General features: G+C 55.4%; 24 protein-coding genes and 1 pseudogene. 6 read left to right on the forward strand and 19 right to left on the reverse strand.

From position 1 onward, the window contains the following. The first annotated feature begins 107 nt into the window (after positions 1–107). Positions 108–407, forward strand: a complete 300-nt coding sequence (locus PUZ33_RS03275; RefSeq protein ID WP_062676892.1) for an ArsR/SmtB family transcription factor — start codon at positions 108–110, stop codon at positions 405–407. A 31-nt stretch (positions 408–438) separates the two neighbouring features. Here PUZ33_RS03275 and PUZ33_RS03280 read toward each other — a convergent pair whose 3' ends face one another. Together PUZ33_RS03280 and PUZ33_RS03285 are read right to left on the reverse strand one after the other, a co-directional pair. After that, positions 439–1,071 (reverse strand): DNA-binding protein, encoded by a 633-nt coding sequence (locus PUZ33_RS03280; protein WP_013096506.1) that lies wholly within the window; start codon positions 1,069–1,071, stop codon positions 439–441. A gap of 121 nt (positions 1,072–1,192) precedes the next feature. Further along, positions 1,193–2,521, reverse strand: coding sequence for a 2-hydroxycarboxylate transporter family protein (locus PUZ33_RS03285; RefSeq protein WP_048972818.1), 1,329 nt, complete (start codon positions 2,519–2,521; stop codon positions 1,193–1,195). A 377-nt stretch (positions 2,522–2,898) separates the two neighbouring features. Between PUZ33_RS03285 and PUZ33_RS03290 the strand changes: the two genes are divergently transcribed. Then, positions 2,899–4,584, forward strand: a complete 1,686-nt coding sequence (locus PUZ33_RS03290) for an NAD-dependent malic enzyme (protein WP_062676891.1) — start codon at positions 2,899–2,901, stop codon at positions 4,582–4,584. 37 nt (positions 4,585–4,621) lie between these two features. Here the strand turns inward: PUZ33_RS03290 and PUZ33_RS03295 are convergent, their stop codons facing one another. The 11 genes and pseudogenes from PUZ33_RS03295 to PUZ33_RS03345 form a co-directional block, all read right to left on the reverse strand. Continuing rightward, a complete protein-coding gene (locus PUZ33_RS03295; protein WP_062676890.1) occupies positions 4,622–5,623 on the reverse strand; it encodes a Kdo(2)-lipid IV(A) acyltransferase in 1,002 nt (333 codons plus the stop codon). Positions 5,624–5,800: 177 nt separating this feature from the next. Then, entirely contained in the window at positions 5,801–6,031 is a 231-nt protein-coding gene (gene pptA / locus PUZ33_RS03300; RefSeq protein ID WP_023621239.1) for a tautomerase PptA, read from the reverse strand. 37 nt (positions 6,032–6,068) lie between these two features. After that, a complete protein-coding gene (locus tag PUZ33_RS03305; RefSeq protein ID WP_013096501.1) occupies positions 6,069–6,686 on the reverse strand; it encodes a glutathione S-transferase family protein in 618 nt (205 codons plus the stop codon). 41 nt (positions 6,687–6,727) lie between these two features. Continuing rightward, positions 6,728–7,615 carry an ABC transporter substrate-binding protein gene (locus tag PUZ33_RS03310; protein ID WP_062676889.1) on the reverse strand — a complete coding sequence of 296 codons (888 nt, stop codon included), beginning with the start codon at positions 7,613–7,615 and terminating at the stop codon, positions 6,728–6,730. Positions 7,616–7,624: 9 nt separating this feature from the next. Next, the gene (locus PUZ33_RS03315; RefSeq protein WP_023621242.1) at positions 7,625–8,398 is read right to left on the reverse strand and encodes an amino acid ABC transporter ATP-binding protein; all 774 of its coding nucleotides are present in this window, start codon (positions 8,396–8,398) and stop codon (positions 7,625–7,627) included. Beyond that, a complete protein-coding gene (locus PUZ33_RS03320) occupies positions 8,382–9,314 on the reverse strand; it encodes an amino acid ABC transporter permease (RefSeq protein WP_062676935.1) in 933 nt (310 codons plus the stop codon). Before PUZ33_RS03320 ends, PUZ33_RS03315 begins: the two co-directional genes overlap by 17 nt. 9 nt (positions 9,315–9,323) lie before the next feature. Continuing rightward, positions 9,324–9,833 carry a GNAT family N-acetyltransferase gene (locus PUZ33_RS03325; protein WP_062676887.1) on the reverse strand — a complete coding sequence of 170 codons (510 nt, stop codon included), beginning with the start codon at positions 9,831–9,833 and terminating at the stop codon, positions 9,324–9,326. Positions 9,834–9,842: 9 nt separating this feature from the next. After that, a pseudogene (locus PUZ33_RS03330) lies at positions 9,843–12,105 on the reverse strand (NtaA/DmoA family FMN-dependent monooxygenase). 16 nt (positions 12,106–12,121) lie between these two features. Beyond that, positions 12,122–13,243: an amidohydrolase gene (locus tag PUZ33_RS03335; RefSeq protein ID WP_062676885.1), complete on the reverse strand. Its 1,122-nt coding sequence runs from the start codon at positions 13,241–13,243 to the stop codon at positions 12,122–12,124. Further along, the gene (locus PUZ33_RS03340; RefSeq protein WP_038981846.1) at positions 13,222–14,241 is read right to left on the reverse strand and encodes an LLM class flavin-dependent oxidoreductase; all 1,020 of its coding nucleotides are present in this window, start codon (positions 14,239–14,241) and stop codon (positions 13,222–13,224) included. Before PUZ33_RS03340 ends, PUZ33_RS03335 begins: the two co-directional genes overlap by 22 nt. A 110-nt stretch (positions 14,242–14,351) precedes the next feature. Further along, on the reverse strand, positions 14,352–14,891 hold the full coding sequence (locus PUZ33_RS03345) for an AAA family ATPase (protein ID WP_058682744.1): 540 nt from the start codon (positions 14,889–14,891) through the stop codon (positions 14,352–14,354). Between the two features lie 382 nt (positions 14,892–15,273). Between PUZ33_RS03345 and ansP the strand changes: the two genes are divergently transcribed. Next, entirely contained in the window at positions 15,274–16,770 is a 1,497-nt protein-coding gene (ansP, locus tag PUZ33_RS03350; RefSeq protein ID WP_020684770.1) for an L-asparagine permease, read from the forward strand. Between the two features lie 93 nt (positions 16,771–16,863). On the opposite strand, the gene yncE is transcribed toward ansP, so the two are convergent. Further along, on the reverse strand, positions 16,864–17,925 hold the full coding sequence (gene yncE, locus PUZ33_RS03355; protein ID WP_063161210.1) for a 7-bladed beta-propeller protein YncE: 1,062 nt from the start codon (positions 17,923–17,925) through the stop codon (positions 16,864–16,866). Positions 17,926–18,169: 244 nt separating this feature from the next. Between yncE and pqqU the strand changes: the two genes are divergently transcribed. Continuing rightward, positions 18,170–20,284 carry a TonB-dependent receptor PqqU gene (gene pqqU, locus PUZ33_RS03360; RefSeq protein ID WP_062676883.1) on the forward strand — a complete coding sequence of 705 codons (2,115 nt, stop codon included), beginning with the start codon at positions 18,170–18,172 and terminating at the stop codon, positions 20,282–20,284. Positions 20,285–20,422: 138 nt separating this feature from the next. On the opposite strand, the gene PUZ33_RS03365 is transcribed toward pqqU, so the two are convergent. The 3 genes from PUZ33_RS03365 to PUZ33_RS03375 form a co-directional block, all read right to left on the reverse strand. Continuing rightward, a complete protein-coding gene (locus PUZ33_RS03365; RefSeq protein ID WP_013096488.1) occupies positions 20,423–21,091 on the reverse strand; it encodes a GntR family transcriptional regulator in 669 nt (222 codons plus the stop codon). Positions 21,092–21,344: 253 nt separating this feature from the next. After that, positions 21,345–22,385: an NADP-dependent oxidoreductase gene (locus PUZ33_RS03370; RefSeq protein WP_062676882.1), complete on the reverse strand. Its 1,041-nt coding sequence runs from the start codon at positions 22,383–22,385 to the stop codon at positions 21,345–21,347. 65 nt (positions 22,386–22,450) lie between these two features. Further along, on the reverse strand, positions 22,451–23,026 hold the full coding sequence (locus PUZ33_RS03375; protein ID WP_013096486.1) for a helix-turn-helix domain-containing protein: 576 nt from the start codon (positions 23,024–23,026) through the stop codon (positions 22,451–22,453). A gap of 150 nt (positions 23,027–23,176) precedes the next feature. Between PUZ33_RS03375 and PUZ33_RS03380 the strand changes: the two genes are divergently transcribed. Together PUZ33_RS03380 and PUZ33_RS03385 are read left to right on the forward strand one after the other, a co-directional pair. Continuing rightward, positions 23,177–23,695 (forward strand): GNAT family N-acetyltransferase, encoded by a 519-nt coding sequence (locus PUZ33_RS03380; protein WP_013096485.1) that lies wholly within the window; start codon positions 23,177–23,179, stop codon positions 23,693–23,695. Further along, entirely contained in the window at positions 23,692–24,141 is a 450-nt protein-coding gene (locus tag PUZ33_RS03385) for a DMT family transporter (RefSeq protein ID WP_023621252.1), read from the forward strand. The genes PUZ33_RS03380 and PUZ33_RS03385 overlap by 4 nt, the downstream gene beginning before the upstream one ends. Before the next feature lie 3 nt (positions 24,142–24,144). Here PUZ33_RS03385 and PUZ33_RS03390 read toward each other — a convergent pair whose 3' ends face one another. Together PUZ33_RS03390 and PUZ33_RS03395 are read right to left on the reverse strand one after the other, a co-directional pair. Continuing rightward, positions 24,145–24,378, reverse strand: coding sequence for a YdcY family protein (locus tag PUZ33_RS03390; protein WP_062676881.1), 234 nt, complete (start codon positions 24,376–24,378; stop codon positions 24,145–24,147). 99 nt (positions 24,379–24,477) lie between these two features. Continuing rightward, on the reverse strand, positions 24,478–26,076 hold the full coding sequence (locus PUZ33_RS03395) for an ABC transporter substrate-binding protein (protein ID WP_062676880.1): 1,599 nt from the start codon (positions 26,074–26,076) through the stop codon (positions 24,478–24,480). Positions 26,077–26,329: the final 253 nt, after the last annotated feature.

The following is a 26,329-nucleotide window of genomic DNA, read 5'->3' on the forward strand; positions in this document are numbered from 1 at the left end:
GCGTTCGTTTGCTATAATAGTCCTATTGTACGAGTATTATCGAACTATTTTTTCACGGTCGACCTATTGTTGATATAGCTCAATCTGAACGTTGACGCAGGAAAACGATGATCCCAAACCACCCCGAACCTGAACAAATACTGCTGGAAAATGTGCTGTTTGCTCTCGGCAACCCGCTACGGCTATTGATTATCCGCAGGCTGGCCGATGGCAGTGAACTGAGCTGCAACGCGCTGCGCCCGGACGATGTGGTGAAATCCACCATGACCCACCACTGGCGCGTACTGCGCGACAGCGGTGTAATCTGGCAGCGCCCGCAGGGGCGAGAGAATATGATTTCACTGCGAAGAGACGATCTGGATGCCCGTTTTCCTGGGCTGATGGCGATATTGCTGCGGGCTGAGTAGCGCTGCGGTTACGTTAATATCCGTGGCAACGCTACGCTTTTTCCTGACGATAGACCGGGATCTGCCGTCGGGTCCTGGTAAGGGTATCAAAGACCTCGGTCCCGGAGGTGGTTATTCTCATCCCCGTTTTGCGCAACCGTTGCACATCGGCCGCGATGCGCTGAATGCCGAACCAGAAAAGCCCGTCGAGTGCGGTTACCGCGAGCCCGTTTTCCAGCGCTAACTTTAATCGCTCACGGGGCGCTTTCACCTGCTGGGCGATTTGCCGGTACGGCACTTCGCTCCCCCCTTCGCTATCACTGCGCTGGATACGCGTTTTCAGGTGGTAGTTAAATTCATCGGGGATCCCGTCCAGATTCATTTTCAGGCTATAAACACAGCCGAAGCGCTTGCCGTTGAACAGCACATTTTTCTGGCTGAGTTGAAGCTCTTTTCTGAGGCCGTCAATTAACTGTGGGGCGCGGGTGAGGAGTAACCGGAAAGGAAGCTCAAAGCTGGTGACGTAATCCACATTCAGCAGCGCCAGACGAAGACGTTCTTCTGCACCGGCCTGTTGCTCCCGACACTCTTCCAGTACCTCCGCCCACTGGCGCGTCAGACGTTCCGGTTCGGCGGCTTCGGTAAAGAGAAATTTTTCAATCTGGTAATCAACTCTTCCGGTCATCGTGCGGTTTCCCGTCGCTGTGAATGCGGTAATTCTATCCAGCGCAGTGATATTTATAAAGAACTGAACCGCAACGGCGTGCTCAAAATGTCGTTGCGATTCAGTCTTCTGACATCCGGGATCAGTGCGCCATTAACCAGCCCATCAAAAGCGTGGCGAAAATCACCGTCGACGCACCGCCAATGCGGGTCGCAATCTGGGCAAACGGCATCAGCGACATGCGGTTAGACGCGGAAAGAATTGCCACATCTCCTGTCCCGCCCAGCCCGCTATGACAGCAGGTGACAATCGCCGCTTCCACCGGGTACATATTCAGACGCGACGCAATAAAATAGCCGCTCAGCGCCATTGCGATGACGATCGAACCGCACACCACCACATATCCCACCGAAAAGACCGACACCACGCTCTCGAGCGGCACGTACAGCATGCCGAGACCAATCATCAACGGCCAGACCAGCGCAGCGGAGACAAATTTATAGCAACTGTGCGCCCCCTGCTCCATGGAGGCCGGGATCACCTTGAAGTATTTGCACAGCACGGCGATGAGGATCATCAATACCGGGCCGGGAATATGCACCAGTTTCTCAAACAGTCCGCCAACGATGAAAAACGCACACACCATCAGCAGCCCGCCCCCCATCAGATGGAAATCCGTCTGCTGTACGCTCTGCGCGCTGGCAAACAGGCTTGTGTCATCTTTGCTGCGGGTTAACATGCCATTGCCTGAAAGCGAGGGACGTTTTGCCCCGAGGCGCGCCAGCGTACCCGCACAAATAATGGCAAAGATATTCCCCACTACGGCGGCGGGTGCCAGTTGCGCCACGTAGACGTCAGGTGTCTGACCCAGTATCGCCGAATAGGCCAGCGACAACGGCAAAATCCCCTCGCCAATCCCTCCGCCGATAATCGGTACGATGATGAAGAAGAAGGTGTGATACGGCGTATAGCCAAACAGCGAACCAACGAGTAAGCCGGTCAGCACGGCCATCAGGGTACCCACCACCAGCGGAACGAACATGCGGATCATCCCCTGAATCAACAGCACGCGGTTCATCCCCAAAATGCTTCCCACCACCAGACAGGCGATGACGAAATAGAGCAAATTGGCCTCTTTCATCAACAGGTGAACCGTATCCAGGGTGTGTTTCTCGAATACGCCAAAATAGACCAGCACCGAGGGCAGCATCAGGCACAATATTGCCGGGCCACCAATATCTTTCAGCAGCGGGATTTGTCGGCCAATTTTGGCAAAGGCGAAACCGAGCGTCATGATCACCGCGAGTCCACCGATCATGTTTTTCGGCAGCAGCTCCGCCCACGCGGAGGTGGCCACAATGGCCGCGATCCCGACAAACAGCATCAACGGGACCGCGCCAACTTCAGCATTGCTCAACCCAAAAGCAAAACGTGAAGCGACTGGAGACGTGGTTACAGAATTATCTTTCATATAATCACCGGATTAGTAGGTTCGGATATCAATAAACAGGAATAAATCGTAATTGGCCTGTACTTAATAAAGCTTTAATATTTAATCGTATTCAAATTGCCATTTATAAAAATGGTTCATCGAGAAATTAGCATGGCGATTTCGCCGGAAATGTGAACAGCACGAGAATTTGTTTTTAAATAACTTAATTCATCTTTTCGTAACTAAAGTTTTTAATCGCCGCGTCGGTGTTTTGAAATTAATTAAACCAGAAAGACTGTGACCGTTATCACTACGCCTCTGATCCTTAACCGCTAGATTAGCGCGAAACGACAGACATAAATAAACCTGCGCCTGCAACTGAACCTTATCCGATTATTGAAATTCAGGAGTCATTCATGTCTCGCAAAGAAGTACTGTATACCCCTTATAGCGGCGCCGTATTACTGGAAAACCCGTTATTAAATAAAGGGCTCGCATTTATTAAAGAAGAACGTGATAACTTTAATCTGCACGGTTTGTTGCCACACAACGTTGAAACCATCGAGGAACAAACCGAACGCGCTTGGGTACAATTCTGTCATTTTAAAAGCGATATTTCCCGCCACGTTTATCTGCGTAATATCCAGGATACTAATGAGACGCTGTTTTACAACCTGCTGCGTTCGCACCTGAAAGAGACGTTACCCATTATCTATACCCCCACGGTAGGAGAAGCGTGCGAACACTTCTCGACTATTTATCGCCGCGCGCGTGGGCTGTTTATTTCCTGGCCCAATCGTCACCGTATCGATGAAATGCTGCAAAGCTTCTCACGCAATGATATTCGCGTCATCGTCGTGACCGACGGAGAGCGTATTCTGGGGCTTGGCGATCAGGGAATTGGTGGGATGGGAATACCCATTGGAAAACTCTCGTTATATACCGCCTGCGGCGGGATCCACCCGGCGTCTACCCTGCCGATTATGCTCGATGTCGGTACCAATAATCAGCAGCATCTGGACGATCCCATGTATATGGGCTGGCGTCACCCACGCATCAGCGACGATCAGTACGCCGAGTTTATGGACATGTTTATCAGTACCGTGAAGCAGCGCTGGCCCAATGTATTGCTGCAGTTTGAGGATTTCGCGCAGAAAAACGCCACCAGACTGCTGCAGCGCTACCGCGACCAGCTGTGCTGTTTCAACGACGATATCCAGGGTACCGCCGCCGTGACCGCTGGCACGCTGATTGCTGCCGCCCATGCTGCCGGGACCCGTGTTCGCGATCAGCGCGTGGTCTTCCTGGGGAGCGGATCCGCCGGTTGCGGCATCGCCGAAAAAATCGTGGCGCTGATGATGGATGACGGGCTAACCGAAGCCGAAGCCCGCAGTCGGGTCTTTATGGTCGATCGCTTTGGCCTGCTGACTGACGATATGACCAACCTCCTCGACTTCCAGAAAAACCTGCTCACGGCGCGCGAGGCGATCCGCGACTGGCAGGTTGAGTCGAACAATATTTCGCTGATGGACGTGGTTAAAAACGCGCATCCGACGGTAATGATTGGGGTCTCAGGCCAGCCGGGCCTCTTCAGCGAAGAGATTGTGAAAGAGATGCATCGCCACTGCCCGCGTCCGGTGATTATGCCGCTTTCTAACCCCACATCCCGCGCGGAGGCGCAACCGCAGGATCTCATTGCCTGGACACAGGGCGCCGCGCTCGTTGCCACCGGCAGCCCGTTTGCGCCGGTGTTCAGGCAGGGCGAGCAGTACGATATTGCCCAGTGTAATAACGCCTATGTATTCCCCGGGCTGGGGCTGGGTATTCTGGCCTGCCATGCACGCCGGGTCACCGAGGAGATGCTGATGGCGGCAAGCCGCAGCCTGGCCGCGCAGTCGCCGCTGGTGACAACCGAAAAAGGCGGGTTATTGCCGCCGGTGGATCATATAGAAACGGTGTCACGCCATATCGCGTTTGCCGTCGCCCGAGCGGCCATTGAGCAAGGTGTTGCGCCAGCCATGGAGGATGAGATGTTGCTGGCGCGGATTGAAGAGACCTGGTGGCAAGCAGATTATGCCCCGTACCGCAGGGCTGCGCTGTAGCCGTCGGCCTGCCCTCACGTTACGGTGAGGGCATACTTTAGTGCTGAATGCCTGACTGTTCAGGCATGTCGCCTGTAGATACAGTACTGTTGGAAGTGACCACGCTTTTTTTGCGCACATATCTGTCCGGCTGGCCTTCAGGACGGGTTTTGAAGCGTCGGTGCAACCACATATATTGCTCCGGCGCCATCAGCACCGCGCGCTCAATCGCCCTGTTCATTTGCGTGGCTACCGACGCTTTATCACCGCCCTGCAGCGTTTCGCCGATATCTTCAAGAATAATCAGTTCGTAACCGCTGCCGTCTGCCTTTCTGCGTGGAACGAACGGGATCACCGCCGGTCTGGCACTCTTCACCAGCATATAACTTCCGGCGGTTGTCGCGGCATCAGGAACCGCAAAGAACGGTACAAACACGCTGTTGGTTTTACCGTAGTCGTGATCCGGGGCATACCAGAGAATGTCATTCTGCTTCAGGGCGCGGATCATGCCCTTCAGGTCATAGCGATCCAGCATGGTTTTATTTGAGCGCAGACGGCCGCGCGTCTGCAGCCAGTCCAGCAGCGCATTATTGTTAGGGCGATAAACACCGACACCCGGGTTGAGCATGCCAAAGATCCTCGCCCCCAGTTCAAGCGTGAGAAAATGCATACCGATGAGCACCACGCCATTTCCGCGGGCCCGGGCCGCTTCCATATGTTCATATCCGCTGACGCTGAAACATTTACGCACACGCCAGTCAGGCCAGAACCAGGCGATCCCGGTTTCGATGACGCCCATGCCAACCGATTCAAAATTACGCAGCAGTAGCTTTTCGCGCTCATCCTTTTTCATGTCGGGAAAACAGAGCTCAAGGTTGCGGCGAGCGATGTCCACACGACGGGGAAGCAAACGCATGGCCAGACGACCAAGCCCGTGTCCGATTCTTAATAAAAGGGAATACGGGAGCTGCACAATGCACCAGAGCGCTGCAATGCCTGTCCAGCTGAGCCAGTAACGAGGATGAAAAAAGGCGAGTGAGAACTGAGGTAATTTTGTCATGAGAAAATTATCCTGTACTGAATTTAACGCAACTGCTGTGCTTACCAGATGATTTCGTGAAAGTTTTAGAGAGGGAAAGTGTAACGGAAACGTCACAGGATCGTATTATCGATTTTTGCGAAATGTCGGGAGAAACTTAAATGCCGGGTCAACGAAGCCGCTGCCCGGCAAATAAAATTACATCGAATAGCCGGGCTTTTTAATCAACGAATCCAGATTCGGGCCAATTTCGCTGTCCCAGACCTGCGCTTTCCAGTCTTCAGGATTAACCTGGTTTAACGCCACCGACACTGAACTGTCTTTACTGTTGAAATGACGAATTATCACCTCGGCAATATCAGCCGCCAGCGCGTTTTTTTGTTCGTCGTTTAAATCCCGGGGAAAACATTTGATATCTACATGTGGCATGTGCAGGCTTCCTGTTATGAATCAGGTTTACACGTTATCAGATAATGCCGTTTGCCTTTAACACCTTGTGCAGTTCAGGAAGCTGACACACGGCGTCTGCAATGGCCGTTATCTTTGGCGTATTCTCGGCAAACCACGCATGCCGTGGCCCCCAGGTACGTGCGACCGCAATATAGACGTCGAGTAACGTAAGCTGTTCACCCAGCGCAAACGGGGCCGCTTTGAGCTGGCTATCGAACCACAAATAGAGGGATTTGCGGTATTCGATACAATTTTTCTTCAGTTGTTCCGGTGCGTCAGGCACCCAGCGTTCGGGATAATCGGCATAGGTAAAGGTGGGATAGACGTTCGCGACAAACCAGATAAGCAAGCGTTGAAATTGCTGACGTTCTGCCTGTCCGACGGGCGGCGCCAGATCGGGACACCTGTCGAGCACCATCAGGGCGATGGCGGCTGTTTCGGTCATGATCGCGCCATTTTCCAGCGCCAGCGTCGGCACCTGGCACAATGGATTGAGTCTTTGCAGCAATTCGCGCTGCGGACCGGGCGCATCAAACCCGTCCACATTAATAAACTCGTAAGGGATGTCTGCCAGAGTCAGCATCACTTCGCTGATTGCCGAGCCCCAGCCGGGTGCACCATAAAGTTTGATCATGTTGCCCTCTCAGGAGTGAAAATCCTAAGTGTAGAGCACAATTAATACGTGATCCCAGGCGGGTTAACCTCCGAGTGTGTCACCGCTTCGCCCTGCTCTCCCCAGCGCGCCAGCACCTTCTGATACTCCCCGCGCGTGATCGCGCCGTCCAGCGCGGCCTGCAGGGCGTAGACCAGTTGATTGCCTTTTTTGGTGGTCGTGGCGACATACGCTTTTTTCGGGCCCAGCCCGACAACGCGCGTTTTACCGGTCAGCGCGGCTTTATACGCCGCGACCGACTGTGGTCCAAAGAACACATCCGCCCGCCCGGACTGAATATAAAGATTGCCCGAGGCATCATCCGTCAGGTACACCGGCAGCGCGGGCTCACGCCCGGCCTTTTTATTCTCCTCGTTCCAGCCTAACAGGATGCGCTCCTGATTGGTGCCGGATCCGACAATAACCTTTTTACCCGCAAGATCTTCAGGACCGTTAATCGACCGCACCGGACTGGTGGATTTCACCGTAAACGCCAGCGAATCGACGCGATAGGTCGCAAAATCAAACTTCTCTTTGCGCTGTTCGGTCACCGCAATGTTCACCAGCGCCACGTCATAGCGCCCGGAAGTGATCCCCAGCGGCCAGTCTTCCCAGGCGGTGGGAACGAGCTTCAGTTTTAGCCCCAGGCTGCCTGCCAGCAGCCGGGCGATATCCGGATCGCTGCCGATACGCGTACAGTTGTCGCTGGCAAGCAGGGCCAGCGGCGGTGAGTTAAGCGCAGAAATGGCCACCGTGAGCGTTCCCGGCTCGACAAATTTGTAATGAGCGGGGATCTTCGCCACCGCCTGCTGATCCACCGTCACCGGCAGCGGCTGCTCGTTGGCTTTTAAATCAATACTGGCATGGCTGGCGGCGGTAAAGGCCAGCCCTGCCAAAAGTCCATATTTCATGGGTACTCCTTACAGGACTCGGGAAAGGAACTGACGCGTTCGCGCGTGCGATGGCCGGTTCAGCACCTCATCGCTGCTGCCCTGCTCCACAATTTTGCCGTCGACCATAAACACCACCTGATCCGCTACTTCTCTGGCGAAGCCGATCTCATGGGTGACCACCACCAGCGTGGTGCCGGAACGGGCAAGTTTCTTGATGACATCCAGCACTTCGCCCACCAGCTCCGGGTCTAGCGCCGAGGTGGGTTCATCAAACAGCATGACTCGCGGACGCAGCGCCAGCGCGCGGGCAATGGCGATGCGCTGCTGCTGTCCGCCGGAGAGATGGCGCGACCAGGCATCCGCTTTATCACGCAGCCCCACCACATCCAGCAGGCTATACGCCTGCTCAACGGCCTCTTTTTTGCTCAGTTTTTTATGGGCGACAGGTGCTTCAATCAGGTTTTCCAGCACCGTGAGATGCGGGAAGAGATTAAAGTTCTGGAACACATAACCCACATTGACGCGCTGTTTGAGGATCTCTTTCTCTTTTAACTCGTAGAGTTTGTCACCCCGACGGCGATAGCCGATGTAATCCCCGTCAATCTGAATAAACCCTTCGTCGACGCGCTCAAGGTGGTTGATGGTGCGCAGCAGGGTAGATTTACCGGAACCGGACGGTCCGAGGATCACCGTGACGGATCCCGGTGGGATCTCAAGCGACACGTTATCGAGCGCTTTATGGCGACCAAAGAATTTACTGACGCCGGTAATGGAAATATGTCCTTCATGAGAGGCTTGCATGGACGGGCTCCTGTGCGGGCGTGGTGGTGACGGAACGGGAACGGGTACGGCTGAGGGTACGGTTCTGATTCACCGCCGAGCGACGTTCGCTGCGGGCCAGTCCCCGCTCAACACCATACTGGATAGCGGACAACACGGTGGTAATCACCAGGTACCAGGCGGCCCCCACCATCAGCAGCGGGATCACCTCCTGCGTGCGGTTGTAAATCATCTGGATGGTGTAGAACAGCTCCGGCATGGCCAGCACGTAAACCATCGCCGTCCCCTTCGCGAGACTGATGATTTCGTTAAACCCGGACGGCAGTATGGTGCGCAGCGCCTGCGGCAGAATGATCCGCACCGTACGACGCCAGGCCGGTAGCCCCAGCGCAGCGGCCGCTTCATACTGACCATGATCCACGCCGAGGAAGCCCCCGCGAATGATCTCCGCGCTATAGGCGCTCTGCACCATCGTTAGCCCGACAACGGCGGTAGAGAATTGCCCCAGCACATTGATGGTTTCAAAGCTGCCCCAGGTCATGCCGGTGAACGGCACCCCGAGCGAGAGCGTGTCGTAGAGATAGGAAAAGTTATAAAGGATGATCAGCACTACAATCAGGGGCAGCGAGCGAAACAGCCAGATATAGCCCCAGGCCAGGCTGCTCAGCAGCCAGGATGACGAGAGTCTCGCCAGCGCCAGCATACCGCCCAAAATCACGCTCAGCGCGGTGCCGATCAGCGTCAGCAGTAATGTCTGGCCGACGCCTTCAAGGATCACCGGGTCGAAGAACCAGCGGGCAAATACAGACCACTCCCAGCGCGGGTTAAAGGCGACGGACTGGACAACGACCGCCAGGACAAACAGTGCCACCACGGCACCGACGGCCCGCAGCGGATAACGCGCCGGGACCACTTTTATGGTTTCAACGTTGCTCATCATCGTACCTCATGCGGTTTTACTTAACGCTTCACGAACCAGCGTTTTGGTGAAACGCAGCCGGCCATCAAACGGGGGATGGCTGTACTCTTCCGGATCGCGGTTAAGATCGAACTGCGGCTGGTAACCCTGGCTAAGATAGAGCCGTACCGCTTCCGGCTGGCGAAAACCGGTGGTCAGGTAGATCTGGCTGTAGCCTGCCAGCACCGCCCGGCGCTCCAGCTCCTGCACCACGCGCCCCGCAAGCCCCTGCTGACGCAGGCTTTTGTCCGTCCAGATGCGTTTGATTTCTGCGGTGCGTTCGTCGAAGGGTTTGTACGCCCCGGTGGCAATAATCTTCCCGTCACGCTCCAGGACGATAAACAGCCCCTGCGGCGCCAGATACCACTCGGTGAGCTCGACCTCAGCATCTTTCGAAAAATAGTCACCGTAGCGGGCAGCGTATTCACCGAACAGCCCATTGATGATGGGCTGAAGATCGGCATCTTCCGGCGAAACGTCACGAAATTGTTCGCTCATAACACCTCCTTAATCGCCCAGACCGGCCGGGTTGACTTCCGACTGCGGGATGCGTTCCACCCCTTCTCCCCAGCGGTTCAGCACTTTGTCGTAATCGCCGTTTTTGATCACGCCGTTGAGCGCGGTCTGCACCGGTTCCACCAAGCCGCTGCCTTTTTTCAGCGTCACCGCGATATGCGCCGCCTTCGGCCAGCCGCCGTCAACGCTTCCCACCAGTTTGGTTTTACCGGTCAGCGCCGCTTTCCACGCGCCAATCACGTTTGGGCCAAAATACGCATCCGCACGCCCGGACTGGAGCGCCAGCGTTTGTGCCGCGTCATCTTTGGTGTAGACCGGGGTAAACGGTTTCAGTCCCTTCTTAAGGTTTTCGGCGTTCCATGCCAGCAGGATGGCCTCCTGGTTAGTGCCTGAGCCGACAATAATCCGCAGCCCGGCAATGTCCTCCGCCTTCTGCAGGGATGTGATTAGACTGGTTGATTTCACATAGAAACCGAGCGAATCCTTACGGTAGGTGGCGAAATCAAACTTCTCCTTACGCGCTTTAGTCACGGTGATGTTGCTGATCGCCGCATCGTATTTCCCGGAGGCCACCCCCAGCGGCCAGTCCTCCCAGGAGGTTGGCACCACGTTCAGCTCCAGCCCGAGGCTATCCGCCACCAGACGGGCCACGTCAACTTCGCTTCCCAGAAGCGTTTTGTTGTCATCCGAGAAAACCGTCAGCGGCGGTTGATTGAGGCCCGCCACCGCGACGGTAAATTTCCCCGGCACGGCAAAGCGATAATCTTTCGGCAACTGCGCGATGGCATCGCCGTTTTTGGCGGTATTGATCGGCGTTTTGTTGGCCTCAATACTCACGCCGGTGCCGTTAATGTTCACATTCTCTGCCCAGACGGCAGGGGTAAAGGCCAGCGCGAGCGCCAGAATAAGCGATGGTTTCTGCATAGCGGGTTCTCTTTTATTGTTGTGTGAACTGATTTTTGGGTTCGTCCAGGCCCAGGCTGTCGCGCAGCGTGGTCCCGGGGTAGTCAGTGCGAAACAGGCCGCGGGCCTGTAGCACCGGCACCACCTGGTCAACAAAGCGCGGGAAGGTATCGGGTGTCCCGCCCTGGATGATGAAGCCGTCGGCTGCATAGCCGTCGAACCACGCCTGCAGGCCGTCCGCCACCTGCTCCGGCGTACCGGAAAAACGGGGGCGTGGTGAGGCCGCTTCCAGCGCGACCTGACGCAGCGTCAGCTGACGTTCGCGGGCATTACGCTTTATCTCATCCGTGGTACTGCGGAAGCTGTTTTTCCCCAGATCGCCGAGGTCCGGGAACGGCTCGTCGAGCGGATACTGACTGAAATCGTGATGTTCGAAATAGCGTCCGAGATAATTGAGGGCATCCTTAACCGACACCAGCGCCGCGGTGGTCTGGTACTGGTTTTCCACATCTTCGGCATCTTTTCCGACAATCACGCTCACGCCCTGGAAGATGTGCAAATCAGAGGCACGACGACCGTTGTTTTCCAGCTGCTGCTTCACATCGCGGTAGAACGCTTGTGCTTCTTCGAGAGTTTCATGGTGGGTGAAGATCGCATCGGCATGCTTCGCAGCCAGCTTTTTACCGTCGTCCGATGCGCCCGCCTGGAACACAATCGGACGTCCCTGCGGCGTGCGACCAATATTGAGCGGCCCGGCGACCTGGAAGAAATCACCCCGGTGATCCAGGGTATGCAGTTTGGCGGGGTCAAAAAACTGACCACTCTCTTTGTTGCGCACAAAGGCATCGCCTTCCCACGAGTCCCACAGCCCTTTCACCACATCGAGATACTCATCCGCAATGCGGTAGCGCAGCGCGTGCTCGGGGTGTTTTTCACGCGAGAAGTTCCTGGCCGACCCTTCCAGCGGCGAGGTCACGACGTTCCAGCCCGCGCGGCCGTTGCTCAGATGATCCAGGCTGGCAAACTGGCGTGCCACGGTAAAAGGTTCGCTGTAGGAGGTGGATAACGTGCCCACCAGCCCCAGACGCGAGGTAATGCTCGCCAGCGCGGAGAGCACCGTTAACGGCTCAAAGCGATTTAAAAAATGCGGGATCGACTTCTCATTTATGTAGAGGCCATCGGCTACGAATAAAAAGTCGAGCTTGCCCTCCTCTGCTTTTAACGCCGTCGCTTTGACGAAATCAAAATTAATACTGGCATCGGCCACCGCCGCAGGATGGCGCCAGGCGGACATATTCCCGGAAGCACCGTGCAAAATGGTCCCCAGCCGCAATTGTCGGGTTGCAGACATATTCACCTCTTCTGAATTAAACGTGTTGCAGGGCTTTTTCCGCAAGCTGTGCAAAATAACGGGCAGCCGGCTCAATTAATGCTTCGTCCGGATTAAAGGCCGGGTGATGTAAACCATACGGGCTATTGCTGCCAATGCTGACAAACGCGCCGGGGATCTGCTGCAGATAGACTGCAAAATCCTCTCCGCCCATATGCAACTCGGCATGCTGCGTTTCATAACCCGCTTCCCGGGCGACCGAGGTGGCAAACGCCGCCCAATGCTCGTCATTGACCAGCGCAGTCGGTCCGGCATACCAGGTGATATCAATCCGGGCACTGAAGGCGCTGGCGAATCCGGCAGTGATTTCACCGACGCGCGCTTTGACGTTCTGCTGAACTTCCGTGCGATGCGTGCGCAGCGTCCCTTCCAGCTCAACGCTTTCCGGCAGGACGTTCCAGGTATTGCCGCCCGCAATGCGCGTTACGCTCAGCACAACGGAGTCCAGCGTATTCACGTTGCGACTGGCGACGCTCTGCAACGCGGTAACAAGCTGGCTTGCCAGCACAATCGCGTCGTTGCCTTCATGAGGCCGTGCGGCATGAGCACCTTTGCCGGTAATGCGGATCACAAACCGATCGACGTTGGCATAGAACGGCCCGCCGCGGGTGGCAAATTCACCCACCGGCAACCCCGGCTCGTTGTGCATACCGAAGATGGCGCTGACATCACGTAACGCCCCGGCCCGCACCAGGCTCTTGGCTCCGCCAAAGTTCTCTTCGGCAGGCTGGAACAGGATCCGCACGCGACCGTTGAGCAACGCTTCACGTTCTTTTAGTTTTAATGCCGCCCCGAGGATCACGCTGGTGTGGATGTCGTGACCGCAGGCGTGCATCACTCCTGCACGCTGCGAGCTAAACGCCACCCCACTGCGCTCTTCGATCGGTAAGGCATCAATGTCCGCCCGTAGGGCAATCAGTTTGTTGCCGGTGCCGATCTCCGCCACCAGCCCGGTAGGCAAGTCATAAGGCAGCGGCGTAATACCGGCATGGGTCAGCCACTGGTGCAAACGGGCGGTTGTTTCCACCTCCTGGCCCGACAGCTCCGGGTGCTGGTGCAGCTCACGACGCCAGGCAATCAGTTGTTCGCCAAAACGCATACGTTAACCTCCCTGTTAAGTCGCGCCTGCGCCAGCAGACGCAGGGACTGCACGCGCGCGGCGCCGTCCGCAACCGGTGTGTCGATAATGAATTCGTCAATCCCCCACTGGTGATGCAGAGCGTCCAGTTGTGCCAGTACCGACTCAGCGGTCCCGGCCACCAGCGACTGCGCGCGACGCGCTATACGCAGCGGCTCGCTGCCTGCCTGACGCGCAAACGCATAGGCTTGCTCTTCGCTGGCCACCGTAACGCGCTGGCCGTTTGCCAGCTCCACGCCCCAGACTTCAACCTTTTGTGCCAGCGAGTGCGCCTGGGCCTGAGAGTCCGCCACAATGACCTGCACCGCCACAATCACCTCCCGGGCGCTGTGTTCACGCCAGGTGGTGATGACCTCGCGCAGCAGGTCGGGATCGCCATTCAGGTGAGCAGCAAAGACAAAATGCCAGTTGAGCTTTGCGGCCAGCAGAGCACTTTCGACACTCGCCCCCAGCAGAAATCCCTGCGCCGGAACCGGCGGCAACGGCGTGGCGCGCACCGCCTCCTCCGCGGACTGATTTTCAGGACGGATCCAGCTATCGAGCTGCGCCAGCTGTTCGGCAAAGCTGCCCTTTTCCTGCTGATTCAGACCGAGTTGCAACGCGCGGGTGGAGAGCGGCAGACCGCCAGGCGCTTTTCCAACGCCCAGATCCACGCGTCCGGGAGCCAGGGCAGCCAGGAGATTGAAATTTTCTGCAACTTTATACGGGCTGTAGTGTTGCAGCATGACACCGCCCGATCCCACCCGGATACGCGTAGTCTGCCCGAGGATCCAGGCAATCAATAACTCCGGCGAGGGGCTGGCCAGCTGCGGGGTGTTGTGGTGTTCGGCAATCCAGAAACGGTGATAACCGAGAGTTTCCGCCTGTTGCGCCAGCGCCAGGGTTCGCGCCAGCGCATCGGCGGCTGTTTCATTTTCAGCGATGGGGCTTTTATCCAGAATGCTGATTCGCCAGGACATGTTGCGTTCTCGTTTGACTTAACATGTCGTTATTAATAAAGGCGTATTTCACCGCTGAGAAACAATTAATTTACATTTGGTTTGCCGGAAATCAGATATATAAAACCCTGTTAAGAATAAGACTTTAGGGAGGCGATAAGCGTTTCCGCCTGAGCGCGGCGGGTAATACGGATAAAGCGTATGTGTGCGTAGTCCGGGTTTTGCATATCGACCTGATAACGCCTGCGGTTGTTGCGCCAGGTTTTAATCGTCCAGATGATAATGGACTCTCTGCTGAAGAAGGCGCGCCGGAAACTCTCTTTATTGCCCGTTCCCGGCCAGAGTTCGTGTTGATGCCAGGCCCGCTTGCTCGCCCGGATAACGGCCTGATACAGCGTACGGACAAATCCATAGTCCACCCAGACGACCAGATCCACATTGCGCCATTTAACGGGGCGCGTGCGGTTATAGTTGCCATCGAGCACCCAGTTTTGAGAAGCGCTTAATGCATGCTCCAGTTTTTCCAGAAACGCATCATCTGCTGTGCCCTGCCAGTTCGGGCGCCAGTAAAGCCTGTCCATCTCAATATAAGGAATAGCCAGCTCATCAGCGATCCGTCTTGCCAGCGTGGTTTTTCCACTTCCGCTGGTGCCGATTACATTAATTTTCACCGTTAGCCTCGTTCTGGCAGAATAAAAACCAAACCGATCATAGCGTTTACCTTCCGCTAGTTCCACTGAGCAACTGATAAGCGCCACTGATGTTTAAATCATCAATCCGCGAATCTTTTGTCTAAAAACTCACCACGATTCAGCGCGTTGTGATCCCCGTCTGCTCTGACCACACGATTTCCTTCGACGTGCATCACTTTCGGCACGGTTATATTTTGCGTCGCTTATCAATTGCAGGTAGGATGCCTCGCCATGTTTCGCCTTATCCATACGCAGAATGACTGGGAAGGCGACATGTGTTTGCGCAGAAGCAATCGTTTGTATGCTCTCTGCCAGGCAGGACTATCACGATAATGGTTCAGACAGGCAAACAGGTAACTCAATGAAAACAAGCAATAAAAGCGCAGCCGATCATCATGCTGCTAAACGTCGCTGGTTAAACTCCCATGAAGAGGGCTACCACAAAGCGATGGGCAACCGTCAGGTTCAAATGATCGCCATCGGCGGCGCTATCGGTACAGGTCTGTTTTTAGGTGCTGGTGCACGTCTGCAGATGGCTGGCCCGGCTCTCGCCCTCGTCTATCTGGTGTGCGGGATCTTCTCCTTCTTCATTCTTCGCGCGCTGGGCGAACTGGTACTGCATCGCCCTTCCAGCGGCAGCTTTGTCTCTTACGCCCGCGAATTTCTCGGTGAAAAAGCCGCCTACGTCGCTGGCTGGATGTACTTCGTTAACTGGGCGATGACCGGTATCGTCGATATCACTGCCGTTGCGCTGTATATGCACTACTGGGGCGCGTTTGGCGATATCCCGCAGTGGGTCTTTGCGCTTGGCGCCCTGGCGATTGTCGGCACCATGAACATGATCGGCGTGAAGTGGTTCGCCGAGATGGAGTTCTGGTTTGCACTGGTAAAAGTGCTGGCGATTGTGATTTTCCTGGTCGTCGGTACCGTCTTCCTTGGCAGCGGTAAGCCGCTGGACGGCAATGCAACCGGCTTCCATCTGATAACCGATAACGGCGGCTTCTTCCCGCACGGTCTGCTGCCGGCGCTGGTTCTGGTGCAGGGCGTGGTGTTCGCCTTTGCCTCTATCGAACTGGTGGGTACGGCGGCAGGCGAATGTAAAGACCCGCAGACCATGGTGCCAAAAGCCATTAATAGCGTGATCTGGCGTATCGGTCTGTTCTATGTGGGTTCTGTGGTGCTGCTGGTTCTGCTCCTGCCATGGAACGCCTACCAGGCGGGTCAGAGCCCGTTTGTGACCTTCTTCTCTAAGCTCGGCGTGCCATACGTGGGCAGTATCATGAACATCGTGGTGCTGACCGCGGCGCTCTCCAGCCTCAACTCTGGCCTCTATTCTACCGGCCGTATTCTGCGCTCCATGTCGATGGGCGGCTCTGCGCCGAAGTTTATGTCGAAGATGAGCAAGCAGCAGGTGCCATATGCCGGTATCCTGGCGACGCTGGTGGTCTACGTGTTCGGTGTGTTCCTGAACTACCTGGTGCCGTCCCGCGTGTTTGAAATCGTGCTGAACGTGGCCGCGCTGGGGATTATCGCCTCCTGGGCCTTTATCGTGGTCTGCCAGATGCGTCTGCGCAAAGCCATTAAAGAGGGCAAAGCGGCTGACGTAAGCTTCAAGATGCCGGGTGCTCCGGTGACCTCATGGCTCACCCTGCTGTTCCTGTTCAGCGTGCTGGTACTGATGGCGTTCGACTACCCGAACGGCACCTATACCATCGCCACCATTCCGCTGCTGGCCGTTCTGCTGATTGCCGGCTGGTTTGGCGTGCGTAAGCGCGTGCATGAAATCCACAGCACCGCGCCGGTTCATCATGACGATGAAAAACACGACGGCCCGCTGGTGGAAGAGACCTCGCGTTAATAAAAAAAGCCGGGTGGCGGCTTCGCCTTACCCGGCCTACATTTCAGGATTTTGTAGGCCCGGTAAGCGCAGCGCCTCCGGGCAATGCCCACATTAGAGCGCGATACGTACCACATCGTCAGGCTGGGTCGCTTCCTGCTGACGGGTGGATTTCTGTTTCACCGTCACGTACAGCGTTTTGCCATCGGCAGAGAGCGCCAGGCTGTTTGGATAGACCGGCGTGTCGAAGGTTTTCGTCACTTTGTAGGTTTTGGTGTCAATCACGCTCACCTTTCCGGCTTCACGATGCGTCACGTACGCTTCGTTGCGCGTCGGGTTAAAGAGCACCGCCAGCGACTCTGGCGTCGCAATCTTCTCAATCACGCTGCCATCTTTCAGGCTCACCACCAGCACTTCCGGCTGTTTTGAATCGGTCAGGAAGGCACGCTGCCCGGCCGTATCCAGACTCAGGTTCAGGTAGAAGTGCTCTTTGCCATCATCCTGCACCTTTTTGCGGCTGATGATTTTGTAGCTGGCGGTATCAATTGTCACCAGTTCGCCATCGGCATTGGTGGTATAGAGTCGTTTCGCCTGCGCATCCAGCGCCAGGCCGGTGCCGTAAGTACCGGTATTGGCGATGGTATCCTTCAGCTTCAGCGTTGTGCCATCCACCACCCAGATCACGCTCTCTTTACCGACCCCGGTGATGTACACGGTGTGGGTGGCATCATCCGCCACCAGCTGGCGTGGCTGCAGCGGTTTGACCGTGTCACTGCGTTTGCGGTCGTCCAGAACCAGGCGCCCTTTCACCTCGCCCGTTTTGGCATCAATGGCGGTCACGGCACCGTTGATGGTGTTGCCCAACCACAGCGTCTGGGAGGCCGAATCCAGGGTGGCGCCAAACGGTTTAAGATCGTTATGAATAACTTGCGTCACGTCCAGTGTGACCGGATCGAGGCGATACACAATTCCGCCTTTATCCATTTTACGGCTTTGTGATGTCGCAACCCACAGCGCATTCTCCTGCTGGCTCACGGCCATTTCATACGCGCCTTTGCCTACCGCTTTGCGCAACATCTCTTCGCCAGCATGCACCTGGAAGGTACCGGCAAGCAGTAAAGCGCTACACAACAGAGAACGACGCAGACGCGGCGAGCACAGATGACGTAAAGACATAACAATTCCTTTTTCACAAGAGGGGGTGTACTGCTGACATCACTTCCGGTCGGCAACGTCATGGCATTGCCGTTTTGTTAATGAGAATAGTAATCATTAATCAGCAAAATGTGGAGTTTTTCTTTTCCGTTTCGCCTTTCCTTAACGCAATGTGCGGTTATAGTTTTCAAAGCATTTACAAAAGTTTTAACATATATGCACATGTTCCATTTGGTACGTTTCTTATCCTTAACCGGTTTATTTCATGAAAATCATTTCTGCCCATAGGGCTACGCTTCCACTGCTGCTGGCTCCTGTTATCTTTTCGCCCCTCACCGCGATGGGCGCGGATGAACAGACCTTGATCGTCAGCGCCACCCCACAAACGGTATCGGAGCTTGATACCCCGGCGGCGGTCAGCGTGGTGAACGGCGATGATATGCGTCACGCCGCGCCACGCATTAACCTCTCGGAATCGCTTGGTAGCGTCCCCGGCCTGCAAATTCAGAACCGCCAGAACTACGCCCAGGATCTGCAGCTGTCGATGCGTGGGTTTGGTGCCCGCTCCACCTTCGGGGTGCGCGGTATTCGAATGTACGTGGACGGGATCCCGGCGACCATGCCAGACGGCCAGGGCCAGACCTCTAACATCGATCTCTCCAGCGTTGAGAGCGTGGAAGTGCTGCGCGGCCCCTTCTCTGCCCTGTATGGCAACGCCTCCGGCGGCGTGATCAACATCAACACCCAGACCGGTCAACAGCCGCCGACCATTGAGGCCAGCAGCTATTACGGCAGTTACGGTACCTGGCGCTACGGGATGAAAGCCACCGGCGCGATGGGCGACGGCACACACGCGGGCGATGTGGATTACACCGTATCCACCACCCGCTTCACCACCAAAGGCTACCGCGATCACAGCGGTGCGCGGAAGAATCTCGCCAACGCCAAACTGGGCGTGCGGATTGACGATGCCAGCAAGCTGACGCTGATCTTTAACAGCGTGGACATGAAAGCCAACGATCCGGGTGGACTGAATTACCAGGAGTGGCAGGATAACCCGCGCCAGTCTCCGCGTGGCGATCAGTACAACACGCGCAAAACCATCAAGCAGACCCAGGCCGGGCTGCGCTATGACCGCCAGCTCAGCGCGCAGGACGATCTCAGCGTCATGATGTACGCTGGCGAGCGCGAAATGACCCAGTACCAGTCGATCCCTTATCAGCCACAGCTGCGCCCCTCCCACTCTGGCGGTGTGATTGATATGCAGCGTCACTATCAGGGCATCGATACACGCTGGACGCACCGCGGCGAACTGCTGGTGCCGGTGACCTTTACCACCGGCCTGAACTACGAAAACATGAGCGAAGATCGTCGCGGGTATGAGAATTTCGTGATGAACAACGGCGTACCGGAGTACGGCGTAAAAGGCGACAAGCGCCGCAACGAACGTAACCTGATGTGGAACGTTGATCCTTACCTGCAAACCCGCTGGCAGTTAACCCAGAAACTCTCTGTGGATGCCGGGGTGCGTTACAGCTCCGTCTGGTTTGATTCCAACGATCATTACGTTACGCCAGGCAACGGTGACGACAGCGGCGACGCGAGCTATCACAAGTGGCTCCCGGCCGGGGCGGTGAAATATGCCGTGACGGACGCGTGGAACCTTTACGCTGCGGCGGGTCGTGGATTTGAAACCCCCACCATCAATGAACTCTCCTACCGCGCGGATAACCAGGGCGGCCTGAACATTGGCCTGAAACCGTCCACCAACAATACTTATGAAGTGGGTAGCAAAACCCGCATCGGCAATGGTCTGCTGACCGCGGCCCTGTTCCGCACCGACACCGACGATGAAATTGTGGTGGATGCCAGCTCTGGCGGACGTACCAGCTACAAAAACGCCGGTAAAACCCGTCGTCAGGGAGTGGAAGTTTCCCTCGATCAGCAGTTTGCTGAAAACTGGAAGCTGAAAATGGCATGGACATATCTGGACGCCACCTACCGCACCAACGTCTGCGGTGATGACAACTGTAACGGCAACCGGATGCCGGGTATTGCCCGCAATATGGGCTTTGCCTCGTTTGGCTGGCAGCCTGAGGAAGGCTGGTACGCGGGTACCGACGTGCGTTACATGAGCGATATCATGGCCGACGACGAAAACACGGCAAAGTCTCCGTCTTACACGGTGGTCGGTCTGAATACCGGGTATAAGTTCAACTATGGCAACTGGGGCCTGGATCTCTTTGGTCGCGTTGATAACCTGTTCGACAAAACGTATGCCGGCTCGGTGATTGTCAACGAATCCAACGGGCGTTATTACGAACCTGCTCCGGGTCGTAACTACGGCGTTGGCCTGTCGGTTGCTTATCGTTTCGAGTAGGACTAAAACAGGCATTTTATTGCCTGTTTTTCTCTTTCGTAATCTTAAATATCGTTCCTGATGGCGTAAAGCCATCAGGACTTATTCATGGAGCGAATGTTTTACGACGGAAATATAGATTGGCTGCTAAATCATTCCTCAGCTAAAATATTGACGCTGTAAAAGTGAATTAGCTTCATCAATCAGTTTATCCACCGCTTTCTGGCTGGCTTCAACATCCCCTCTTTCCAGTGCCGCAAGTAACTCCTCGTTGTGATACGCCGACGCTTTGATGTCGTTGAGCTCCTGATGCAGATAGTTAATACAGGGCCCGATGCGTATCCACAGTTGTTCAATTAATGCGCTGAGCGTTGGCATCTCCGCATACTGATAAAGGGTGAACCGAAACACGCGATTCGCGTGCAGCGCCTGCTGAACATTGCCGTTGCGCATCGCCTCATGAAAGGCATCCGACATTTTGCGCAACGTCTCAAGCTTAGCTGGCGTCATATGCTGACAGGCGGCCGCTACCGCCATTGGTTCCAGTTGTTTCCTGATAGCGGTGATCTCGTTATAGCGTTCCAGCGTGACCTCCGGCACCAGAAACGCCTGCGCCGGTGTGGCCTGCAGCGCCCCTGAGGAGACCAGACGCAAAAGTGCCTCACGAACCGGTGTGATACTGGTTCCTAATTTATCGGCAATCTCTTTGGTAATCAGTCGAGCGCCAGGTTTCAACGAGCCTGTAATTAATGCCCCTTTCAAACTGATTTCAACTTGCATGGTAAGACTGATTCTTTGCGCTTTCTCTAAATGATCCAAATCAAGCATGTTCAATTCCTGTAGCTAAAACTTAATGCTATTTATTAACGTCAGTTTAAATAAACGACGTTGGTCCGATATATCCTGTATCGTCATGCCTGGTGGTGGGAAATGCGTATAAACATCAAAAAGTACAAACACGGTTTTTTATCGCTCTTTGGCTCATCCGCAAGGAAGGCACGAAAGCTGTGTAGGTTTAATTAAAGACAATATATCGTATCTTCACAAATAAATATGGCGGGTTACCCCGCCATAATCTTGTTTATTTATTGTCTGCCGCGACGCGAATCACGACTTTGCCAAAGTTTTTGCCTTCCAGAAGGCCAATCAGCGCATCCGGTGCGTTTTCCAGCCCGTCGGTCACCTGTTCACGATAGTGGATTTTACCCTCCTGCACCCAGCGCCCCATCTCTTCCTGGAACTCTTTGATGCGGTGTCCGTAATCCTGGCCGATGATAAAGCCCTGCATACGAATGCGTTTTTTCAGGATGGTGCCCATTAACAGCGGCAAACGATCCGGCCCCTCAGGCAGACCGGTGGCATTGTAGCCGCTCACCAGACCACATACCGGCACCCGCGCGGAGGTATTGAGCAGCGGGAGCACGGCGTCAAAGACCTTACCGCCAACGTTTTCATAATAGATATCAATACCGTTCGGGCAGGCGTTCTGAAGCTGCGTGGCAAAATCATCGGCATGATGATCCAGACACTGGTCAAAGCCCAGCACCTCAACGGCATGGCGGCATTTTTCTGCGCCTCCGGCCACACCGATGACCCGGCAGCCTTTGATTTTACCAATTTGCCCAACCGTCGCACCTACGGGCCCCGTTGCCGCGGCAACCACCAGAGTCTCACCCGCTTTGGGTTGCCCGATATCCAGCAGCCCCATGTAGGCGGTAAAGCCCGGCATTCCCAGAACGCCCAGCGCCCAGGAAGGATGGGAGGGATTTTCGCCCAGTTTGACCAGACCACTGCCGTCAGAGAGGTCGTACTCCTGCCAGCCGCTGTATCCCAGCACCCATTCCCCTGCTTTAAAATCCGGATGACTGGACTGCTCAACGCGACTGACCGTTCCGCCGACCATCACCGCACCAATTTCAACCGGCGGTGAATAGGATGGCGCATCGCTCATGCGGCCGCGCATGTACGGGTCAAGCGAAAGCCAGATCGTACGCAGCAGAACTTGTCCTGCCGCCGGTACCGGAACCGGCTTCTCTTCGAGACGAAAGTTATCCGCGACCGGCGCGCCATGTGGACGCGAAGCCAGTACCCAGCGACGATTTTGCGAAACAGATTGATTCATCAGAGACTCCTTATGGTACAGATGTCCATTGATCCTGGCTCATGATCCGCCTGAGCGCCTTAACATTACGAGCCAGACTGGTTAAGACGAACCACCAGATAGACGCAGGGTTCATTGGTTTCGTTAATGAACCGACAGTCATTGGGCGGCCCGAGCTCCAGACAATCCCCGGCCTGCATTTCGTGGCGGGTGTCGCCTTCCTGAAAGACCAGCTCCCCGGACTGCAGCCAGATCAGCTGGCGGGCCAGCGCATAGGACGATGCGGGCATCGGCACATCGCTCCCGGCGGGCAGTTCAACCTGGACAAGATCGATGGGCAGATCGGTGCGCGGTGAAACGTGGCGGCGCAGGTAATGGGTTTGCGGATCGCGCCAGACGGGCTGGTTAGCAAGGCGCAGCAGTTTACCCTCCTGCATCTCCGCTCTTGCTATCAGCGTTGACATGCTGATGCCGAACGCGCCGGATAAGCGCGCAAGCAGCGTTGCCGTCGGGCTGCTGTCGCCGCGCTCAATTTTGTGGATCATGGCGCGCGAGACGCCTGCCCGATCGGCGAGTTCGCTCAGCGACCATCCGCGTGATTCGCGTTCAAGGCGAATTCTTGCGCTAATCCGTTGATTCATCGTGTCTGTTATGGTGTTCATGACGTCATACTATAGTGTATGAACGGTATTTCAATGAGGTTTTAATAACAAAAAAATCGGGCTTATACCGTAGCCATCTGTCCGGGTTGTTGTGTAATATCGTAGCAATAACGTAATAACATAGTAAACAACACATTCAGGGGTTCCATCATGATCGTTCGTCATGCCTGCAAAGAAGACTGCGCCGCTATTGGTGAAATTTACAACCACGCGGTGCTGCACACCGCCGCGATCTGGAACGATACCACGGTCGATACTGATAACCGTATCGCATGGTTTGAGGCCCGCACCCTCGCAGGTTATCCGGTGCTGGTAAGCGAAGAGAATGGCATCATCACCGGCTACGCCTCCTTCGGTGACTGGCGCGCCTTTGACGGTTTTCGTCATACGGTAGAGCACTCGGTTTACGTCCACCCGGATCACCAGGGCAAAGGCATTGGCCGTATGCTGATGAAGGCGTTGATTATTGAAGCCCGTGACATCGGCAAGCATGTGATGGTGGCGGGGATTGAAGCGCAGAACCACGCCTCTATCCATCTTCATCAGACGCTTGGCTTTGTTACAACGGGTCAGATGCCGCAGGTGGGCACCAAATTTGGCCGCTGGCTGGACTTAACCTTTATGCAGCTGCAGCTTGATGAGCGCAGCGATCCGGATGCGATTAAATGAACCAATCACTGACGCTGGCTTTTCTGGTGGCGGCGGGCATTGGCCTGGTGGTGCAAAATACCCTGATGGTGCGCATCACCCAGTCCTCCTCCACCATACTCATTGCGATGCTGCTGAACTCGCTGGTCGGCATTGTGTTGTTTGTCAGCATTCTGCTGTTTAAACAAGGGGTCGCGGGGTTTAGCGAGCTGGCATCCACGGTGCGCTGGTGGACGTTGATCCCCGGGTTGCTGGGCTCATTTTTTGTTTTTGCCAGCATTAGTGGTTACCAGAACGTTGGCGCGGCGACAACCATCGCCGTGCTGGTGGCAAGCCAGCTCATCGGCGGGCTGATAATGGACGTGCTAAAAAGCCATGGCATCCCGCTGCGGGCGCTGATCGGCCCGGTGTGCGGTGCAGTAATGCTGGTGGTGGGCGCGTGGCTGGTGGCCCGACGCCAGTTTTGAACATTACAGAATAACGCCGCCTTTGGTGAGCTGCTCCTGGCGCGCCTCCATCTCTTCTTTATGTTGCTTACCGTGGTGCGAAATCGCGGTACGCAGGCGCTGCTGCTGGGTATAGCGTTCTTCGCGGCTCAGCTCAGCATCTTCGCTCAGTTCAATCAGCAGTTCGTTCATATGCGCAATGACGTTTTCGTCAATCGCGGCATCCACACGGGCGATAACTTCGTTTAAATGTGACATTGTCACTCCTTTTCATCTGCCCGGTGGCGCTGCGCTTACCGGGCCTACGGGGCATGAGTAGGCCGGGTAAGGCGTAGCCGCCACCCGGCTATAAAATGCTTAGTTCAGCTTCGCTTTTGAGAAATCACTGCCCATCAGGCTCACGCTGTAACCCGTGACGTTGCTGCGGGTTGCATAGAACGTTTTGCCGTTTGCCAGCGCAATCCACGGCGCCTGCTGATAGAAAATCTCCTGCGCCTGGCTATACAGCTTCGCACGATCGTCCGGGTTGCTGGTCAGTTTGGCTTTCTGCACCAGGGCATCATAATCCTTATTACACCAGCGCGCAGCGTTGGAGCCGGTTTTGATGCTATTGCAACCCAGCAGCACATCGGCAAAGTTATCCGGATCGCCGTTATCCGACATCCAGCCGAACAGCGCGGAGTCATGCTCGCCTTTACGCATTCCGGAAAGATACTCTCCCCACTCGTAAGAGATGATTTTGGCCTTCACGCCCACTTTCGCCCAGTCGCTCTGGATCATCTCGGCAATACGGCGGGAGTTCGGGTTGTACGGACGCTGTACCGGCATTGACCACAGCGTGACCTCCGCGCCCTTCTCCAGTCCGGCCTGTTTCAGCAGGGCTTTCGCTTTTTCCGGGTCGTAGCTGTAATCCTTCAGATCTTTATTAAAGCCCATCATATTTGGCGGAATTGGGGATTTCGCGACCGTACCGGAGCCCATAAAGACGGCGTTAACGATGGCCTTTTTGTCGGTGGCGTAGTTCAGCGCCTGGCGCACCAGCACGTTATCAAACGGCTTTTTCTCGGTATTGAACGCCAGATACCCCACATTCAGCGCATCGACGGAGTGCAGCGTCAGGTCTTTGTTGTTCTTAATGACGTCAAACTGCACCGGAGATGGCGCAGGAATGATCTGGCACTCATTGGTTTGCAGTTTCGCCAGACGGGTCTCCACGTTTGGCGTGATGGAGAAGATCAGGTGTTTGGTCGGGACCGGGCCTTCCCAGTAGTTCGGGTTAGCCACATAGCGGATCAGAGAATCCACTTTGTACTGCTGGAGTACATAGGGGCCGGTTCCAATTGGCCAGGTATCGACGTTCTCAGGCGTGCCTTTTTTCAGCATCGCATCCGCATATTCGGCAGACAAAATGGAGGCAAAATCCATGCCCCAGTCGGCCAGGAACGCGGCGTTCGGTTCACTGAGGGTGAACTGAACATGATAATCATCGACCTTTTTAACGTCCTGGATCAGCTTATCGAGGCCGACGTCGTTAAAGTATTCGTAATTGCCCTGCGACACATTGTGATACGGGTGTTTAGGGTCTTTCTGACGCATGACCGAAAAAATAACGTCATCGGCATTAAAGTCGCGCGTCGGTTTGAAGTATTTGTTGCTGTTGAACTTCACCCCTTTACGCAGCGTAAAGGTATAGGTCTTGCCGTCCGGTGAAATCGTCCAGGATTCCGCCAGAGACGGAACCGGGGTGTTTTTCACCGGGTCGAAATTGATCAGGCGGTTATAGAGTACCTGAGAGCTGGCGACGAATGACGGGCCTGAGCTGGCAATTTGCGGGTTGAACGACTCGGGGGACGCTTCAGAACAGTAAATAAGGGTGTCGTTGTTTGCCGCCCATGCGGCACCGGCTGGTAAAATAGCGCTCAGCGCAAGGGCGAGCAGTGTTTTCCCTGTAGACATGGTTATAACCCTGACAGTTTTATTATATAGGACAGTAATAACAGCACAGCCGCTATAAGCTGGCAAATAACGAAACACTATCAGGTTATTCTAAAGCCGCGTTTTTCGCTGGTTTTACAGCCAGTGCCGAAAAAGGTGATTTGTCTTAAGTTCCATTATCCGTCAAGCACAACCGTCACGATCTATGCCGCAAGAAATCGGCGCTTTTAGCGTCTCTTCCTCCGTTTGTTTGCTTTCCGGTTTCGTTAAAGTA

Origin of the sequence: Enterobacter cloacae complex sp. 2022EL-00981, from assembly GCF_028737495.1 — a bacterium.
Classification (GTDB): Bacteria; Pseudomonadota; Gammaproteobacteria; order Enterobacterales; family Enterobacteriaceae; genus Enterobacter; species Enterobacter cloacae.

Excerpts from the sequence above, each read along its gene's own strand:
- PUZ33_RS03315 (WP_023621242.1), bottom strand. The coding sequence starts at position 8,398 with ATGCAAGCCTCTCATGAAGGACATATTTCCATTACCGGCGTCAGTAAA.
- PUZ33_RS03370 (WP_062676882.1), bottom strand. The coding sequence starts at position 22,385 with ATGAATCAATCTGTTTCGCAAAATCGTCGCTGGGTACTGGCTTCGCGT.
- PUZ33_RS03285 (WP_048972818.1), bottom strand. The coding sequence starts at position 2,521 with ATGAAAGATAATTCTGTAACCACGTCTCCAGTCGCTTCACGTTTTGCT.
- PUZ33_RS03380 (WP_013096485.1), top strand. The coding sequence starts at position 23,177 with ATGATCGTTCGTCATGCCTGCAAAGAAGACTGCGCCGCTATTGGTGAA.
- pqqU (WP_062676883.1), top strand. The coding sequence starts at position 18,170 with ATGAAAATCATTTCTGCCCATAGGGCTACGCTTCCACTGCTGCTGGCT.
- PUZ33_RS03295 (WP_062676890.1), bottom strand. The coding sequence starts at position 5,623 with ATGACAAAATTACCTCAGTTCTCACTCGCCTTTTTTCATCCTCGTTAC.
- PUZ33_RS03280 (WP_013096506.1), bottom strand. The coding sequence starts at position 1,071 with ATGACCGGAAGAGTTGATTACCAGATTGAAAAATTTCTCTTTACCGAA.
- PUZ33_RS03305 (WP_013096501.1), bottom strand. The coding sequence starts at position 6,686 with ATGATCAAACTTTATGGTGCACCCGGCTGGGGCTCGGCAATCAGCGAA.
- PUZ33_RS03365 (WP_013096488.1), bottom strand. The coding sequence starts at position 21,091 with ATGCTTGATTTGGATCATTTAGAGAAAGCGCAAAGAATCAGTCTTACC.
- PUZ33_RS03385 (WP_023621252.1), top strand. The coding sequence starts at position 23,692 with ATGAACCAATCACTGACGCTGGCTTTTCTGGTGGCGGCGGGCATTGGC.
- PUZ33_RS03395 (WP_062676880.1), bottom strand. The coding sequence starts at position 26,076 with ATGTCTACAGGGAAAACACTGCTCGCCCTTGCGCTGAGCGCTATTTTA.
- yncE (WP_063161210.1), bottom strand. The coding sequence starts at position 17,925 with ATGTCTTTACGTCATCTGTGCTCGCCGCGTCTGCGTCGTTCTCTGTTG.
- PUZ33_RS03375 (WP_013096486.1), bottom strand. The coding sequence starts at position 23,026 with ATGAACACCATAACAGACACGATGAATCAACGGATTAGCGCAAGAATT.
- PUZ33_RS03325 (WP_062676887.1), bottom strand. The coding sequence starts at position 9,833 with ATGAGCGAACAATTTCGTGACGTTTCGCCGGAAGATGCCGATCTTCAG.
- PUZ33_RS03340 (WP_038981846.1), bottom strand. The coding sequence starts at position 14,241 with ATGTCCTGGCGAATCAGCATTCTGGATAAAAGCCCCATCGCTGAAAAT.
- PUZ33_RS03320 (WP_062676935.1), bottom strand. The coding sequence starts at position 9,314 with ATGAGCAACGTTGAAACCATAAAAGTGGTCCCGGCGCGTTATCCGCTG.
- ansP (WP_020684770.1), top strand. The coding sequence starts at position 15,274 with ATGAAAACAAGCAATAAAAGCGCAGCCGATCATCATGCTGCTAAACGT.
- pptA (WP_023621239.1), bottom strand. The coding sequence starts at position 6,031 with ATGCCACATGTAGATATCAAATGTTTTCCCCGGGATTTAAACGACGAA.
- PUZ33_RS03335 (WP_062676885.1), bottom strand. The coding sequence starts at position 13,243 with ATGCGTTTTGGCGAACAACTGATTGCCTGGCGTCGTGAGCTGCACCAG.
- PUZ33_RS03310 (WP_062676889.1), bottom strand. The coding sequence starts at position 7,615 with ATGAAATATGGACTTTTGGCAGGGCTGGCCTTTACCGCCGCCAGCCAT.
- PUZ33_RS03390 (WP_062676881.1), bottom strand. The coding sequence starts at position 24,378 with ATGTCACATTTAAACGAAGTTATCGCCCGTGTGGATGCCGCGATTGAC.
- PUZ33_RS03290 (WP_062676891.1), top strand. The coding sequence starts at position 2,899 with ATGTCTCGCAAAGAAGTACTGTATACCCCTTATAGCGGCGCCGTATTA.
- PUZ33_RS03275 (WP_062676892.1), top strand. The coding sequence starts at position 108 with ATGATCCCAAACCACCCCGAACCTGAACAAATACTGCTGGAAAATGTG.